The following is a 15,970-nucleotide window of genomic DNA, read 5'->3' as shown; positions in this document are numbered from 1 at the left end:
CACGAATTGTGCCATTAAATGGTTGGATAAAAATCCTTAACAACTTTTCACTTGATAGGTGCAATGACCTGAACTTCGTTATCGTTGATAATTTTATCGATATAAACGCCCGTTAGTACAAGTTTATTCTCCTTGGCATAATCCTTCAGTTTTTCCTTCACTGTTTCCGGATTTGGCATTACCCATTTATTGCTTTTTATTTTAGCAAGTAAATAGTTCTCGTTCTCAAAGGTGCGAAACTCCAAGTCTGAAATTGGAAGATTTTGATTGATGCCAACAAAAACGACTAGCGTATCATGTTTTCCGGCAGGCTCCACTTCATAGATGGTATGGAGATGGCTTCCGGGGTGTAGGCCTTTGTGAGTTTCCATTTTTTGGAAAACCTCCGCCAGTTCCTTATTTCCAGGAGTTCCTCTATAGGTTATCCCTACAAGATTTTCAGGCTTGTTTTCGATAAGCTGTATTTCAAGAGGAGTATTTCCGCCTAATTTCCCAAAACCCCAATATCCTACAATAGTGAGGACGGATAACACGGCGATAGCTACTAGCAGTATCTTTTTCATTCTTAGAAAAGGTAACGGACGCCAATTCCGCCCTGCCCTTTGATGTGGCCAATTCGGTCAATCAATTCGAGAAAAAATCCAGCTTCTCCAAAAACAGAAATCGGCACATCGTCAAAATAATACTCGGCACCGATAAAAGCCTCAGGCCCAAAATCGACATTGGTACGGCTATCATTCCTCACCTGCGATGAGTTTTGTCCATCGGCATAAGCATAAGTGACTTTCGTTGTCCTCAGTTGGACTCCTGCTCCGCCGTATGCCAACAGGTACCCTTCAGTGATGCTAAATATATCGGTGATATCCTCATGATATGCAGAACGCACATTGAAGGAAATTCCTTTTTTGGCGCTGTGGGATATATAAAATGCATTTGGTTCAGGCAGATTGCTCTCAAAATCTTTTTGGTAGTAACTAGCCCCGTTTATACCTGCACTTCCGATCATCCCTTCAATGGAAATGTATTCTGTAAGAAAGTCTTTATAGGTAATCGAAAGGGGTTCGCCAAGCCGGATACCAGCTCCTCTTTCTTGTGCAAAACTGATGAATGGTAACAATACCAATAGGGTGATTAATCTGTATTTCACTTGATATATGGGTTTTTTAATAGAAGTCAGCTAGCTGGCTAGATCGCCATAGTTTTGAGTTGCATTTGATGCAGTTGAGTGTAATAGCCTCCTAGGTCCAATAACGAATCATGTGTGCCTGTTTCTACAATTTCTCCTTTATGAAGAACAATGATTTTATCTGCTTTTTGGATAGTAGAGAGTCTATGGGCAATTACAATGGATGTTCTTCCCATCATCATGGTTTCAATAGATTCCTGGATCAGCTCTTCTGTCTCAGTATCTACAGATGAAGTAGCTTCGTCAAGAATTATGATTTCAGGATTGTAAACCATAGCTCTTACAAAAGAGATCAATTGTCGCTGCCCTACAGAGAGTGTCGCTCCTCGCTCCATCACATTGTAATCCAATCCTCCAGGAAGCCTTTCTATAAATCTTTTTGCACCGGCTAGTTCTGCCGCGTACATCACTTGCTCGCGCGTGATACTTGGATTTCCTAACGTGATATTGTAAAATATCGTATTGGAAAAAAGGAAAACATCCTGAAGAACTACCCCGATGTGCTTCCGCAACGAGTCCAGTTCAAATTCCCGGATGTCATGCCCATCGATAGAAATATTTCCCTTGTTGATTTCATAGAATCTTGAAATCAGATTGATTATTGAAGATTTTCCTGCTCCTGTAGCACCTACTAATGCCACTGTCTGGCCGGACTCTACTTCGAAGCTGATGTCTTTTAGTACATAATCTTCATCCACATAAGCAAACCAGACATTCTCCAGTTTAATATTTCCATTGACTTTGGCGGGGCTGTAATTCCCCTCATTGGCAATATGCTCGTCGCTTTCCAGCAGTTTGAAGATGCGGGAAGAGCTGACCACGCCCATCTGGAGTGTATTGAATCGATCCGCTATCATACGAATCGGTCTGAAGAAAAGCTGTAGATACATAATGAAGGAGATCAAAACACCAATCTCGATATCCATTCCCAAAACTCCGACGGCACCATACCAAACGACCAAACCAATGCCTATCGCCTGTATAATCTCAGCAACAGGGAAATAAATTGAATAGTAAAGCACCGAGCGTATATGTGCTCTTCTATGCTCTTTGTTTATTTCTTTGAATTTTTCGAACTCCCGATCTTCCCGATTGAATATCTTTACAATGTTCATTCCCGTAATATGCTCCTGCAAAAAGGAGTTAAGGTTGGAAACAGCATTCCTTACGTCGTTGAAAGTCACCTTGATCTTTTCCTTAAATACATAAGTGGAAATAATCATCAGCGGTAAGGTGGACAAACTCACCAGCGTGAGCTTCCAGTCGATGTAAAACATCACACCAAGGATAGTGACCAGCTGAAGTAAATCTCCAACGATTGCCGCTAATCCTTCCGAGAATACGTCAGCTAAGGTTTCTATATCAGAGACATTCCTTGTGACCAATCTACCAATAGGGGTGTTGTCAAAGAATTTCAGGCGAAGCTTTAGTAAATGCTTGTAGAGTTTTACCCTGATGTCCCGGATAATCACCTGGCCGATCCAGCCTGAATAAAAAGTGTGGGCCCACTGAACGAAAGCCTGCAAAATCATCAGGCCGATTAAGAGATAGATGATTTTTACAAGTCCCGCAGCGTCACCCACAGCTACATAATCATCGATAGCCACCTGTATATAATAGGGGCGAGTGGGAGCCAAAACAGCCAGGGCGACGGTAAGAAAGATCAGAAAATAGAACTGTGCTTTGTAAGGTTTTACAAAGCCGTATAGCTGCCTGAGTACTTTGGAGTCGACGATTTCGCCGGAGGAGGATTTTTCTTGTTCTAGGCTCAAGGTAAACTAGTCTATATAAATGTCTTCTGAATATTCAATATGGCTTAAAAATAGCCCACATGCAGGGGCTGATTTTCCCGCCTTCATTCGATTTCGTGATTCTATGATTTGATGCATCTCTTCAGGTTCTATTTTACCTAAACCAATAGAGACGAGCGTTCCCACGATTGCTCTTACCATTCCACGCAAAAATCGGTTTGCAGTTATATGAAATTGCAATTCACCGTCTTTTTGTTCCCAATGGGCCGATTTTATTTCACATCTGAAATGTTTCACCTCCGTATGCACTTTACTGAAGCACTCAAAATCCTGGTGTTCCAACAGGATTTTGGCGGCCTCATTCATTCGGTCTATATCAGGATTGAAGTAATGTCTCCAGACATAGTCCTCCAGAAAAGGGCTTTTTTGCAAAATTATCCGATAGATGTAGGATCTGCTTATAGCGCTAAAGCGTGCATGTGCATCCGCTTTTACTTCCCGGATAGAATTAATCGAAATGTCCTTTGGCAAAATCCCATTGATGGCCCGGATGAATTTTATTCTTTCTATTTCTTGGTTTGACTCAAAATGGCATACCTGCATACTCGCGTGGACTCCTGTATCAGTACGCCCACTTCCCATCACGGAAACCGGATGTCTGAAGTAAGTAGAAAGTCCGGCTTCCAAGGCCTCTTGGACAGTAAATGCATTTTCCTGGATTTGCCAGCCATGAAATCGGGTGCCTTTGTAACTAATGTCCAAGAAATATCTTTTACGCTCACTCATACGGCTGCAAAGATACTATTCCCAATCAAATCATGGAGAGAAACCTGCTTTCCTTGTTAATGAAGTCATAAGGCCTTTTCTTTGCCAAAAAATCAGATAGAAATGATCCAGCGCGTACAATCAATTTTTCTTTTCCTGGTGGCCGTGGCCATGGGATTGACTTTGGGCTTAGACCTTTGGGTACAAGAAGTAGCAGATTCCGGAGCAACCTGGAAACTCAATGCTTTGTTTTTAGAGCAAAGTAGCTCTTCGGGTGAAATCCTTCAATCTTCTTCTAACTGGTATGTTGCCGCATTGGCAGCATTTGTAGGTCTTTTGGCTATTATATCCATCTTTCAATACAGAAGCCGTGGTAGGCAAATGATGATCAACATGGTCAATAGCCTGCTTATGGTTGGACTTGTGGCCATTGTTTTTTTGACAACGAACAGTGTAAATAAAGAATTGGCTGCAGCAGATAATGGACAGTATCAAATTGGCTTTTGGGCAATTTTGGCAGCCATGGTCTGTAATATGCTCGCCAATCGCTTTATCAGAAAAGACGAAGCACTGATCAAATCAGTGGATAGGATTAGATAAGATTAAAGTTACCAGGGCTTCAGGGAGTATGTTGTGACTGCTACATGCTTCGCTGATTCTATTTGTGGATTAAATTCTTTTTATTCATAAATAACAATATCCCGTTTTCGAATGTCGGAATAGCGGTCCCCATATGCTCTAGATTGCTATACACTTCTGTCTGAATATTGGCTGTTTTGTCAGTCAATTTTTGGGATAAATCTTTGAAGTTATTAGATTGATTTTCTGATACTTCAAGTTCACCAATTGTCATATACAATTGTATGTTCTCACTATTGTTTTTAGAGAATGGGAAATTCCCTAGTTCTTTGGTCAAATAGTTGTTATGGTAATATAGTGAAGGACTTGCTGCAACGAAGTTCTTAAAAACCGGTGGGCCAGTCACCTGGCGGGTTAAAGCATATAATACAAAGTAACCACCTAATGAATGTCCCATAATGGTCCGGTTCGTTCTGTCGGTTCTATACACTGAATCAATTTGCTTTATAACCCCTGTTCGAATAAAACGATAGAATTTATCACCTCCCCCGCTGACCTTAAAACTGTCTGCGGGAATAGCATCGGGGTAGGTGTAGTCACGGTTACGCAATGAGTCCATGATATAAGCGTTTTCATACCCAATTCCGACAATTATTGGAGTGTTGGAAATCTTTTTCTTTTTAGTGAAGTTATCCACAGAATTGGCAATCTGATCAAAGTAAACATTGCCATCAAGAAGATAGACCACTGGATAAGTTTGATTAGTATTCCTTGAATAATTCTTGGGAAGTCTTACAAACAAACTGATAGGTTCCTCTGAAAACTCCGGTTTTAAGGTAAAAGTGGGAGTTGTTTCTTCATCATCAGGTTCATCAGGAGCATTCTTATCTGTTAGTGCAGTCACATAAAGACAGTAATGATGAGGCGGACGCATCCATTGGCCCAAGCTTGTTTTTCTAAAAAAACTCTTTGATGAACCGCCAAGCTTTACTTCATAAACTATCTGGTTGACCTCTTTTTCTGTTTCAGGTATAAATTCTAAGGATACAAGCACATCCCCTTTGATAAGAATGTTATGATCTGATAAGTCGAAGGTTAACCACCCTTCTTTTACAGGATGTCTTTGTAAGATACTTTTTTCAATTATTCGCTCTTTGGGGACATTTTCATCAACATCAAACCTGTAGAAGTTAATCCTGAAATCCGCACTGTCAGATCTAAATGAGTTAATATGGAGATTAAGAGAATTTATTTTTGCAACCGTATTTCCAAGATTGATTACCTGTCCAATCTCAAAGATGTCGTCCTTTTTAAACATTCCATCTGTAAAATGAATAGCCCCCCTTCTCTTAATACCGTACTTTTTTTCAACCATCTTTCTCCCCGTAATTATAACTTCATCAAGTTGGGTGGTTTTTTCCGCCAATTTTATAATTGCATTTTTTTCCGTCACTAAATCCTTGACTGAAAGGTAGGCTTCTCGATATCCCGCAATAGAAAAGGTTAAGGTATCATCTTGATTAACAATTGGAATATCAATAATAAAGGAGCCGTCTTCTTTTGAAATAGTACCGACGTTTTTTTCTTTTATTCCAATATTGACATAGGGCAAAGGCGTATTGTTTTTTGTACTTATTGTTTTTCCTATAATTTGGGTCTGCGAGAAGCCATAGTTGCTAATAGTCAGGCTTAGTATAGCAATTATCCACAGGGAAACAGATTTTAAAATAGTCATGGATTCGATTTCTATAATGGTGAATTACTGGATCCGGGAGTTTAGCCCAACTCTCTGAGCTGCCGTGGCACACCACATTTCAAATATGGTGTAGTAATGGTATTTAATTACCAGAATCTAATACCCACGGTAGGATAGAAGGTTCTGAAGTTCTCCGTGCTGATCACTCCTACCTGGATCGAGATATTCTTGTTTATTCCGCGCTTATAGAACGCTTGCATCGTCGTTCCTGTGAAAAGTTGACTTTTACTCTCATTTACTAAAAATCCCACACCGATCATGTTCGCACTATTGGATTTCGGATCACTTCGGTCCCAGCGATATTCCAGGTTTGCAAACCAATTGCTGTTTACTTTGATATTTCCTCCGGTTCTTTCAGGAAAGAAAACTTTACTTGTGAATGATGCCCCGATATCAAATTTACGGAAATTGAACATCATTCTTCCGCCGACTACTGGTGTGAATTCACCTCCGGTATAATCCATTCCAATCACTGCGCCCAGTTCCAGTTGATCCACGTAAGGAAGGTAGTCTCTTTCCAGATCTAGAATGACGGCATCTATTTTCGTCTGTGGATATTCCTCACTCAGACGATATACTAAGCTTTTAAATTCCGGGAACTTGGTGGTTTTTTTCAATACCGTGCCAAATTTTTCTTTCAAATTGCTGAGTTCATACTCTGTGTTGTTAAAAAGCAGGAGCAGCTTTCCTTCATTCGGGAAGTCAAAAACCAGGGTGTCCGTTACAGGAAAATCCTCGTTCAGTTTTTCCAAATAGCTGCCAAAGGGCTTGTTTTCGATTTCCTGAGCTATTGCCAGTTGACAAAAGAGCATAGCAAAGCCAGTGAGAAGTGTAAGTCTTTTCATTGTAGTGAAGTTTTGTATAAAGATTAGTTATTGATTTCTAAAGTGGCTTGGCCGACTTGATCGATTGAAGCCTTTTGTCCCAATTCTGATTCCTGACGCCCAAATGGAGTTTTTAGTTGGAGTCCTGGTTTGATTTTGCTCCAGGAAATACTGACTTGATGCAAGGTTTTTGGAGTTTCATGCTCAGTTGTTGGCGGAATAATCAGTTTCGATGCATATGTGTTTTCAATACTCAAATCTGCCAGATCTCTCCTCGGAAGCTTGATAAGGGGAATTGTTTCCCTGCTTTCGGGTTTCTTTATGGATGCATTTGTATCAGGGTTTTCAGTCTGTGTTTCCTCAGTTGCATTTAAAGCCGATCCTGTTTTAGTAAAGGGCTTTTCCTCTGGCATAATATGCTCTGCTGGAGGCGTGTTCTCCCCGGTGATCATTTGAGGTTTTACATCCGTTTCTCCAAATTCTAGGTAAGCAATTCCAACACACATCAGAATCAAACCAATGGATGCTGCCACCATTCCATATTTCCAAAGGGGAATAACTGGCTTTTTTTGATCCAGCTCTCTTTCGATAGCGGTCCAAAGATCAGCTTTTGGCATTTTTTTCGGCAGATTTGGAAGATGCTCTCTTACTTGCACATCGAAATTCTTCCGTTGCTGAATTTTACTCCATAAATCCGGTTTTGGGTTATATTCCTTCATGCTTGCAGTAGTTTAGTGATCCGCTTTTTCAGGAGCGTTTTCGCATAATTCAGCTGGGACTTCGAAGTATTCTCTGAGATCCCCAGCATTTTGGATGCTTCCCGGTGAGAATAGCCTTCCACGGACAATAAAAGAAAGACTGCTCTTGCTCCGGTAGGCAAGCTTTCGATAGCCTGATCAAGCATCTCTGCATCGAACCATGCGTCTGATTCTTCACTAGACTCCATTTTTACATCCTCTATTGGTTCAAAATGGATTTTTTTCCTGGTTTGCAAAATTGCCTTACGAATCGTGATCGTTTTCATCCAAGACAACAGGGCTTCCGGATGTTTCAACGAATGGATTTTCTGGAAAATCTCCACATAAGAATCCTGTAGCACGTCGTTAGCCTCATCCTCGTCATGGACTATTCTATAGCAGGCAGAATAAAGCATTCCTTTGGTCAACTCAAAAAGCTGGAATTGCGCGGACCTGTCACCTCTGAGGACGTTGGATATCAAGGTTGTGTCTAGCTTTAGGAAATCCATTTTAGATAAGCTCGGTATTCCATTTCTTTGTTTTTATTAATTGACATTAATTTTTCCTTCAATCCAACCTGGCAAATAGAAATCCATTCCGGTTTTCATCTCTATATCAACTAATTTATTGCGAAGCTCAATCGATCTTAATCCAATTAGTCTCCTTAATTGGTCTGTCTCTACGAGTGTTGATTGATGAACTGATGTTAGAAAACCATAACCTGCCACTGTCCCACCAGAGGACACTGCTTTCTGCCAATCATCAATCAACGCGTATTCATAGGGGGACATCCGGCCTAGATCTATAGCATGGATTAATTTTGGTTTGATAAAATTGAAAGCAGTGTCATAAGAGTTATAATCTTTGGATATAGAATTGTGGTGACTGAGTATTGTCGACATCCAAAAGTTATTGCCAATGAGCATTTCTCCTGGATAACCATATTCTTCAAGGATTTCAATTAGTTTGGAAATCTGAATTTCACTATGGGGAGCAAATTTGTTTACCGCATATTTTTCCTGTGCTTTATTGCCTACTTTAACTAGAGCACCGAGTGCTTTCTTTTGATCTTCTTTAAACATCCGTTGGACTTTTTCTCTAAGAGTGTATTCAAGACCTGCTAGATAAGTGCTATGAAGACCAGGGTAAGACTGCTTAATTATTTTCCAATCAGTTTTCTTCAAGTGATTTTTCAAATAATCATTCTTCTTTATGTTTTTTAATTCCCAGCCTGCATTTATTCCTCTTTTAATAAGATCCAGGCACTTGTCCTTTTTAGTAAGGTAAAGGGATAACTGGGCAGCGATTTTGAAATCCCTTAAGAAAATAAAATCATAATTTTGAAAGAGCTGATCATACGTGGCCAAAGCTTGGAGAAATTTCTCTTCACTTATTAATTTCTCTGCTTCAATGGTTTGCTTATTGTATTTTCTGTAATCCTGCCCTTTTCCTTCCTGCATCGCAGACAGAGTCATAACGGTAGCATAAAGTAGGATAGGGAAAAGATTGGATTTCATAATTTGTGAAGTTGCTAGGTGTTATATACTAATGAGAGCGATTCCGATAAAAAGGTTGGAACGGTCTGTAAATTTTTTGAGACTGGAGAGCATTTTACAAATTCTTTTCCTGCACAAGGAAATATTGGTAATTTCAGGCGATACCTTTTACAAGTATTAACAATCAGCATATGAAACTCGAAACATTCGCTATTCATGGTGGAAATATTGTCACGGATTCTGAAAAGCCAGTTGTACAGCCAATCACACTGAGCACAACCTTTATTCACCAACCCGAGTCGATGATCTATGCGAGGGCAAATAACCCAAACCGTCATTCATTGGAGAAACTTTTGGCCGGTCTGGAGAAAGGGGCAGATGCTGCGGCCTTTTCCTCCGGTAATGCTGCAGGGGTAGCTGTTTTCCAAGCTCTGGAGCCAGAATCTCATTTGATTGCTCCAGATGATATGTACCATGGTCTGAAAAACGCAATTCTGTCCATTTTCAAAGGTGTATTGGAAGTTACTTTCGTAGATATGACCGATTTGGAAAAGGTAGAAAGTGCCTTCAGATCAAACACAAAATTAGTTTGGGTGGAGACTCCTTCGAATCCTCTTTTAAAGATCACTGATATTTCGGCAGTAGCTAAGCTGGCTAAGGAAAAGGGAGCACTCCTTGCCTGCGATAATACGTTTGCTACGCCGGTCTTTCAAAATCCAATTGATTTTGGGGCGGATATCGTGATGCATTCCAGTACAAAATATTTTGGAGGGCATTCGGATATTTTAGGTGGTGCATTGATTACCAAAGAAGCAGATGAGTTCTGGGGGAAAGTGAAAAATGTTCAGATCAGTGGAGGCGCTGTGCCCTCACCGATGGATTGTTATTATCTGTGCAGAAGTATCAAAACATTGCCGTACCGAATGAAAGGTCATGCCGAGCATGCGATGGCCTTGGCTAATTTTCTTTCAACTCACAAGGCTGTTGAACAGGTATATTATCCTGGGCTGAAAACCCATCCAGGACATGTAATTGCCGTCAATCAGATGACAGGGTTTGGTGGTGTTGTCTCTTTTCAGGTAAAGGGTGATGCAAGTGATGCAGATCGGGTGATTTCCAAACTCAGGTATTTCACCAATGCAACAAGCCTGGGAGGAGTGGAAAGTCTGATTGAGCGCAGGGCTGCAAGTGAAGGGCCGGATACATTGACTCCTCAGAATTTAATCCGGGTATCTGTAGGATTAGAGCATTTGTATGATTTGCTGGAAGACATGGAAAATGGTCTGCAATAGATAAAAGGTTGACACTAACCTGGTGAAAGAATGTACTGACGGATCGTTTCCGGTGATGCTTCACCAATTGAGCAAACGAAATTTCCATCCGACCAAAGTAGATCCTTATTTTAACCTACGGGCCATTTACAGTACAGCTATGCGGGAAATGTACCGGATAAGAAAATGGATAGGGGTTACCTCTGGTCCCCAATGCGGCAAAGAACATCTTAACACAGGGTATAAAGGTCTTGCCTGGTTTTGGGATGCAGTCGGACACAAAAAAAAACGGGATGAGGCGTTGCCATTGGGCGAGTCTATGACCCCCGAAGCCCAACCCACCGGCTCTGCAGTGGGAGGGTAATTCACTCCGCCTTTCATTGCGGCCTTATTGATACCAGTTTCTAAGTCGGACTTCCACTTCCGGAGCAGCGTCATTAACCAAAGATTTGAATTTCTCGAAATCAGAAAATCCATTACTGCCTCGGTAGTGGTAGGGATAAACGATCTTAGGTTTGAATTCCGAAACGGCACTTGCGGCTTGATCTACATCCATCGTGTAGGGTAGATTCATGCAGACAAAAGCCACATCAATATTTTTCAGTGTTCGCATCTCAGGAATGTCTTCTGTGTCCCCTGAGATGTAAAATTGCTTTCCTCCCAAGTGCACAATATATCCGTTTCCGCGGCCCTTTGTATGAGGTGCTTCTGCGCTTTCAGGGAGATTGTACATGGGGATGGCTTCTATTTTCACACCATTGATAGTTTTAGCCTGATTGTTCGCAATGATCTCAATGGATTCCCCTGTTCCTTCCGGCAATTTATCCGCGACCGCCTGTGGGACTATCAACGTAGCTTCAGATAGATCCAGCCCATCCAAAGTTTCCTGATTCAGATGATCCCCATGAATATCAGTGATCAATACCAGTGTTGGTTTTTTATGTCCTTCAAAGAGTGCGGCTCCGCCGTATGGGTCTACATAGATCACCTGATCATTCCTTTCCAAAACCAATGTCCCGTGGGTGATGGGAGAGATGGTAATATCTCCTTTTTTAGCAGAAATGACATCTTGGGAAAATACCTCAAAGGAGATGAGAAAGAAGAGTAGAGCAAAATATTTCATATGTTTATAATAGTTTTTCAAAGGCCACATGGAATCTCACATGGTAGATAATCATCTCTGTGTGTGTCGCCCGCGACATGCTCGATTTCATGTGTTCACATTTACATTTTCAAAAAACAAATTTCATGTTTTGATGAGTTGATTGAATTTACTGAATAACTGAATGAAAAGAAAATGGATTGGCTAGCCAAAGTAACCAATCCCCTTAGCCATCAACCCTGCCAAAAGCGGAATAATGAACAGGAGCAGAAGTTCAATCCTTAGTAGCATAAAGATTATTTTTGGGATAGATACGACATCATCAGGATTGCCTTTTCTGTTTTTGCTGAAAAAAACGGTCGGATAAATGGATAGGATTCCAATAGTGACAAAAAGTGTGATTTTGATGTGGAAGATAAAATTGTGTGTATAAAACTCTGAAGGCTTTCCATATCCGCCGAGCCACAGGGTAAGCCCAGCAGCTAAGAGGGTCATTGCCGCTATTCCATAAATTCCGTCAATTGTTGCTATTTTCTTGATTTCTTTGCGGCTCATTGATTTCTTCAGCAATAAATGCTCAGATACCAAGGATCCAACGATCGCAAATATGCTGATAAAATGAAGGTACCGGAGGAGGATTTCGATGGTCATATAATTATAGATTTTTAGCGTCCTGCCTAAAGGCATGGCTGATTAGCATTCGGTTGTGATTCGCCTATTGTGGGAGAATGATTTAGGATAGATTAAAGTAAAGGTTGTAAAGATGGAATTGGGCTTGAAATGGCTCGGTCAAATAGCGTTGTTTTTTGATTTTGAATAGCCCCATTTTGGAAGGAACTATAAATCAAGTTTAAAATGATTTTGCTGTGCCTTGAGGTACAGCGCTAGTCTTATTTTAAATTTCTGGTTTTAAATTTCGCTTCATCCCGCCCAGCTATCTCGATCCAAACTCCGGTACTGTATCGCCTCCGCCAGGTGCTCTATTTTGATCTTTTCACTTCCGGAAATGTCTGCGATGGTTCTTGCCACCTTCAGGATTCGATCATAAGCTCTTGCAGATAATCCCAATCGTTTCATGGCTGTTTTCAAAAGAACTTTGCCGGCTTCATTGATGTGACAGATTTGCTTTACCATGTGCGAGGGCATCAGGGCATTGTAGAATACCTCAGGGTTATCCTTGAATCGCTCTTTTTGGCGCTCTCGTCCTTGGATCACCCGTTCACGGATTTCCTTACTGGATTCGGTTTTCCTCGTGGAGGTCATTTCCTCAAACTTCACAGGAGTGACTTCTACATGCAGATCGATTCGATCCAATAGCGGTACTGAAACTTCGTTCAAGTACTGCTGTACAATTCCTGGCCCGCAGACACATTCCTTCTCCGGATGGGTGTAGTAGCCACATGGGCAAGGGTTCATACTTGCAATCAGCATAAAGTTAGCAGGGAAATGCGCCGGAGCTTTTGCTCTGGAAATCGTCAAGCTAGGTTCTTTCAGTACTTGGCACATAACTTCCAGTCCAGTTCCCTTAAATTCTGGCAGTTCGTCGAGAAACAACACCCCATTATGAGCCAGAGAAATCTCTCCTGGCCGAGGATTTCCAGCACCCCCGACTAATGCCGTATCAGAAATCGTATGATGAGGCGAGCGAAAAGGACGATTGGCTAAAAGAGAACCATTCCTTCCCAGTTTTCCCGCCACTGAATGGATCTTTGTTGTCTCCAATGCCTCTACCAAAGTCAGTGGAGGAAGAATGTACGGAAAACACTTTGCGAGGATTGTTTTGCCAGCTTCTGGTGGACCAATCATGATCACATTGTGTCCACCGGTGGCAGCAATTTCCATCGCCCGTTTGATATTTTCCTGACCTTGCACATCTGCAAAGTCAAATTCTATATCATCCAGTGAATGGTAAAAAACCGACCGTGTATCCGTTGCCAGTGGTTCTATTTGCAGTTTGCCCAACAAGAAATCAGTAGCTTGCTGCAATGTTTCCACACCGATTATATCCAGACTATTGACGATTGAAGCTTCCTTGGCATTTTCTACAGGAAGGATAAAACCTTTGAATCCATTCTTTCTCGCTTCTATTGCTATCGGCAAAACACCTTTAATTGGCCTGAGATTTCCGTCTAGAGAAAGCTCTCCCATAATTACATAGTCTCCTAATTCGGGAAACTTCACTTGCCCTGAAGCCTGCAAGATTCCCATAGCAATCGGCAAATCATAAGCAGACCCTTCCTTCCTGATATCAGTGGGAGGGAGGTGGATGGCTACTTGCTGCCGGGGTATTCTATACCCAAAGTATTCCAGGGCACTTTCCACCCGCTGTTGGGATTCTTTGCCGGCAGAGTCAGGAAGCCCCGTCATAAGGAAGCTGGTACCCTGTCCTACATTCACCTCTATGGTGATGATATTCGCGTCAATGCCGGAGACGGCACCTCCAAAAGTTTTAGCTGCCATAGTGTACGAAAATAGGAAGTCTAAATGGTTCGCTCAATATATGGTTTTAAGCAAATTAAAGTCTTAATATCTTCTGAAAATCTGTCCTTATTCCCAATTCTCAAGAAAATATAAAGTTAAGGTTTTGGGATCACTTTGTTCGCTTTTGCCCAGTTTTGCCAAAGACTATCCAGTTCTTCGACGACTGCAGGATTCTCGTGCGCTACATTTTCAGTCTCTGTATGGTCTTTGCTGATCGCGAAAAGCTGCCAAGGCTCTCTGGCATCCAAGGTCACAAGCTTCCAATCCTGAGTCCGTACAGATCTTCCACCCTCATGCTCATTAAAGAGTACCGGGTGACCTTTCCGCTCTTTGCCTTGAAACACCGGAAGTAGACTTTTGCCAGCAATCGGTTTGATTTTATTTCCAGCAAAATCACTCGGATACTCAGCTTCGGCGGCATCGATAAAAGTTGCCATGAAATCCATCACATGTCCAACCTGATTGGAAATACTTCCTTTTTCTGCGCTGATTCCAGCAGGCCAAAAAGCGATCATCGGGGTATGAACTCCACCTTCGAAGGATTCCATTTTCCAATAGCGAAACGGCGTGTTCGATACATTTGCCCAGCGCTGTCCGATGGAGGTGAATGTTGTCTGCGGTCCAGGCATCACTTCTTTTTTGACGGGATAAGCAATTGGTTCGCCTTTTCTGGTTAGACTAGGCCGATCAAAGCCTGGGCCATAGCGCATGCTACTTTCTGAGCTTGCGCCATTGTCACTCAGGAAGACTATCAAGGTGTTTTCCAGTTCTCCGGTTTCCTCCAGGGTTTCTATAATCCTTCCTATTCCCTGGTCCATCCTGTCGATCATGGCTGCGTGAACCGCCATAGCCCTTGCATCAAACTCCTTGTCGGGATTGTCTTCCCAGCTCAGTTCATTTTCCCATCTTTGGGAAAGTGGGTAAGTCGACTCATCGATAATTCCCAATTCAATCAACTTTTTATACCGGTTTTCCCTGATCACATCCCAACCCACTTTATACCTGTCTTTGTATTTATCAATGTCCTCAGGGAGTGCATGAAGTGGCCAATGCGGAGCTGTATGAGCTACATAGAGGAAAAAAGGCTTATCCTGCTGTGCAAATTCCCGAATGTAAACCGAAGCGGTATCATTGATAGCATCAGTATGGTAATAGTTTTCAGGCACCTGTGTGACAGGTTCTGTGCCGTTGACCAAACTGAAAGGATCGAAGAAATCTACCACACCCCAAATATTCCCAAAGTATTTTTCAAACCCCCGATTTGTGGGGTATTGCTCAATTGGTGAAAAAAGCGGGTGCTGTTCCTGATGATTCAGCCAGGCCAGTTGCTTCTCAGGACTATCCTGGACTACGGTATTGGAAACGTGCCATTTTCCCACCATGCCGGTGCGATATCCTGAACTTTTCAGTACTTCAGCGATAGTTACTGCTGAGTTGGAAATATGTCCTCGGTAAGCTTCCTGACCCGTATCTGTGGTCATTTGCCCGATTCCTGCCTGATGATTATATAGTCCTGTGAGCAAAGAAGCTCTAGTGGGGCAGCAGCGGGATGTATTATAAAACTGGGTAAAACGTATACCTTGACTTGCCAGCCAGTCTAGATTGGGAGTCTCTATTTCTCCGCCAAAGGAGCCCAAATCAGAAAATCCCAGATCATCTGCCAAAATCAGAATGATATTTGGATTCTTATTTTCTTTTTTGGCAGGTTTTGTATTGCAGGAAAACCCAAAAATCCCAGCGATGATTAATATGAGAAAACGTAAAAGATTCATTTTAAAAGATGGAAAACCGTTCATGCTTTTGAGGTTCTTGGGTAGTTGTGATCTGGGGTAAAGTTGATACAATCACTTTTAAAAGGATGCGATTTTTCAGTCAAATTCTAAAAATGAATCTTCAAACCCACTTTTTTCTCATAAAAAAAGGAAACAAGTTCTGTTTCCTTTACTGTGGTTTACCCTGATGAAATCGGGCATGACGAATACGTCACACACTGGGATGATTATAATGCATGCGAGAGTCCAT

16 protein-coding genes are annotated in these 15,970 nt (G+C 41.8%); 3 read left to right on the top strand and 13 right to left on the bottom strand.

Features of this window, described 5'->3' with window-relative positions; genetic code table 11:
• Nucleotides 1-47: 47 nt before the first annotated feature.
• Genes AS141_RS19340 through truA form a run of 4 tightly spaced genes read right to left on the bottom strand, consistent with a single transcriptional unit; the run spans nt 48 to nt 3,723 of the window.
• Nucleotides 48-563: a hypothetical protein gene (locus AS141_RS19340; protein ID WP_057939343.1), complete on the bottom strand. Its 516-nt coding sequence runs from the start codon at nt 561-563 to the stop codon at nt 48-50.
• A gap of 2 nt (nt 564-565) precedes the next feature.
• A complete protein-coding gene (locus tag AS141_RS19335) occupies nt 566-1,147 on the bottom strand; it encodes a hypothetical protein (RefSeq protein WP_057939342.1) in 582 nt (193 codons plus the stop codon).
• Nucleotides 1,148-1,185: 38 nt separating this feature from the next.
• On the bottom strand, nt 1,186-2,958 hold the full coding sequence (locus AS141_RS19330; RefSeq protein ID WP_057939341.1) for an ABC transporter ATP-binding protein: 1,773 nt from the start codon (nt 2,956-2,958) through the stop codon (nt 1,186-1,188).
• Between the two features lie 6 nt (nt 2,959-2,964).
• Nucleotides 2,965-3,723, bottom strand: a complete 759-nt coding sequence (gene truA / locus AS141_RS19325) for a tRNA pseudouridine(38-40) synthase TruA (protein ID WP_057939340.1) — start codon at nt 3,721-3,723, stop codon at nt 2,965-2,967.
• Nucleotides 3,724-3,825: 102 nt separating this feature from the next.
• Between truA and AS141_RS19320 the strand changes: the two genes are divergently transcribed.
• Nucleotides 3,826-4,302 carry a DUF4293 domain-containing protein gene (locus tag AS141_RS19320; protein WP_057939339.1) on the top strand — a complete coding sequence of 159 codons (477 nt, stop codon included), beginning with the start codon at nt 3,826-3,828 and terminating at the stop codon, nt 4,300-4,302.
• 58 nt (nt 4,303-4,360) lie between these two features.
• On the opposite strand, the gene AS141_RS19315 is transcribed toward AS141_RS19320, so the two are convergent.
• The 5 genes from AS141_RS19315 to AS141_RS19295 all read right to left on the bottom strand — a co-directional run bounded on the left by AS141_RS19315 (nt 4,361) and on the right by AS141_RS19295 (nt 9,115).
• On the bottom strand, nt 4,361-6,016 hold the full coding sequence (locus tag AS141_RS19315) for an alpha/beta hydrolase-fold protein (protein WP_057939338.1): 1,656 nt from the start codon (nt 6,014-6,016) through the stop codon (nt 4,361-4,363).
• Nucleotides 6,017-6,123: 107 nt separating this feature from the next.
• Nucleotides 6,124-6,882, bottom strand: a complete 759-nt coding sequence (locus AS141_RS19310; protein ID WP_057939337.1) for a hypothetical protein — start codon at nt 6,880-6,882, stop codon at nt 6,124-6,126.
• 23 nt (nt 6,883-6,905) lie between these two features.
• Complete coding sequence (locus AS141_RS19305; protein ID WP_057939336.1) at nt 6,906-7,580, bottom strand: hypothetical protein; 675 nt, start codon at nt 7,578-7,580, stop codon at nt 6,906-6,908.
• Nucleotides 7,577-8,107 (bottom strand): RNA polymerase sigma factor, encoded by a 531-nt coding sequence (locus AS141_RS19300; RefSeq protein ID WP_057939335.1) that lies wholly within the window; start codon nt 8,105-8,107, stop codon nt 7,577-7,579. The genes AS141_RS19305 and AS141_RS19300 overlap by 4 nt, the downstream gene beginning before the upstream one ends.
• Before the next feature lie 36 nt (nt 8,108-8,143).
• The gene (locus AS141_RS19295; protein WP_057939334.1) at nt 8,144-9,115 is read right to left on the bottom strand and encodes a hypothetical protein; all 972 of its coding nucleotides are present in this window, start codon (nt 9,113-9,115) and stop codon (nt 8,144-8,146) included.
• Nucleotides 9,116-9,285: 170 nt separating this feature from the next.
• Between AS141_RS19295 and AS141_RS19290 the strand changes: the two genes are divergently transcribed.
• Nucleotides 9,286-10,386, top strand: a complete 1,101-nt coding sequence (locus AS141_RS19290) for a trans-sulfuration enzyme family protein (RefSeq protein WP_057939333.1) — start codon at nt 9,286-9,288, stop codon at nt 10,384-10,386.
• Nucleotides 10,387-10,408: 22 nt separating this feature from the next.
• Nucleotides 10,409-10,729, top strand: coding sequence for a hypothetical protein (locus tag AS141_RS19285; protein ID WP_157243537.1), 321 nt, complete (start codon nt 10,409-10,411; stop codon nt 10,727-10,729).
• Nucleotides 10,730-10,753: 24 nt separating this feature from the next.
• Here AS141_RS19285 and AS141_RS19280 read toward each other — a convergent pair whose 3' ends face one another.
• From AS141_RS19280 to AS141_RS19265, 4 genes are all read right to left on the bottom strand, one after another.
• Nucleotides 10,754-11,488, bottom strand: a complete 735-nt coding sequence (locus AS141_RS19280; protein ID WP_057939331.1) for an MBL fold metallo-hydrolase — start codon at nt 11,486-11,488, stop codon at nt 10,754-10,756.
• A 183-nt stretch (nt 11,489-11,671) separates the two neighbouring features.
• On the bottom strand, nt 11,672-12,118 hold the full coding sequence (locus AS141_RS19275; RefSeq protein WP_057939330.1) for a DUF2214 family protein: 447 nt from the start codon (nt 12,116-12,118) through the stop codon (nt 11,672-11,674).
• 270 nt (nt 12,119-12,388) lie between these two features.
• Complete coding sequence (locus AS141_RS19270) at nt 12,389-13,927, bottom strand: YifB family Mg chelatase-like AAA ATPase (RefSeq protein ID WP_057939329.1); 1,539 nt, start codon at nt 13,925-13,927, stop codon at nt 12,389-12,391.
• Between the two features lie 116 nt (nt 13,928-14,043).
• Nucleotides 14,044-15,744, bottom strand: a complete 1,701-nt coding sequence (locus AS141_RS19265; RefSeq protein ID WP_232424966.1) for an arylsulfatase — start codon at nt 15,742-15,744, stop codon at nt 14,044-14,046.
• Nucleotides 15,745-15,970: the final 226 nt, after the last annotated feature.

The organism is Algoriphagus resistens (assembly GCF_001442615.1).
In the GTDB taxonomy this organism is placed as follows: domain Bacteria; phylum Bacteroidota; class Bacteroidia; order Cytophagales; family Cyclobacteriaceae; genus Algoriphagus; species Algoriphagus resistens.
Note: the sequence above shows the minus strand (reverse complement) of the source record. Positions and strands in the feature narration are given on the sequence as shown.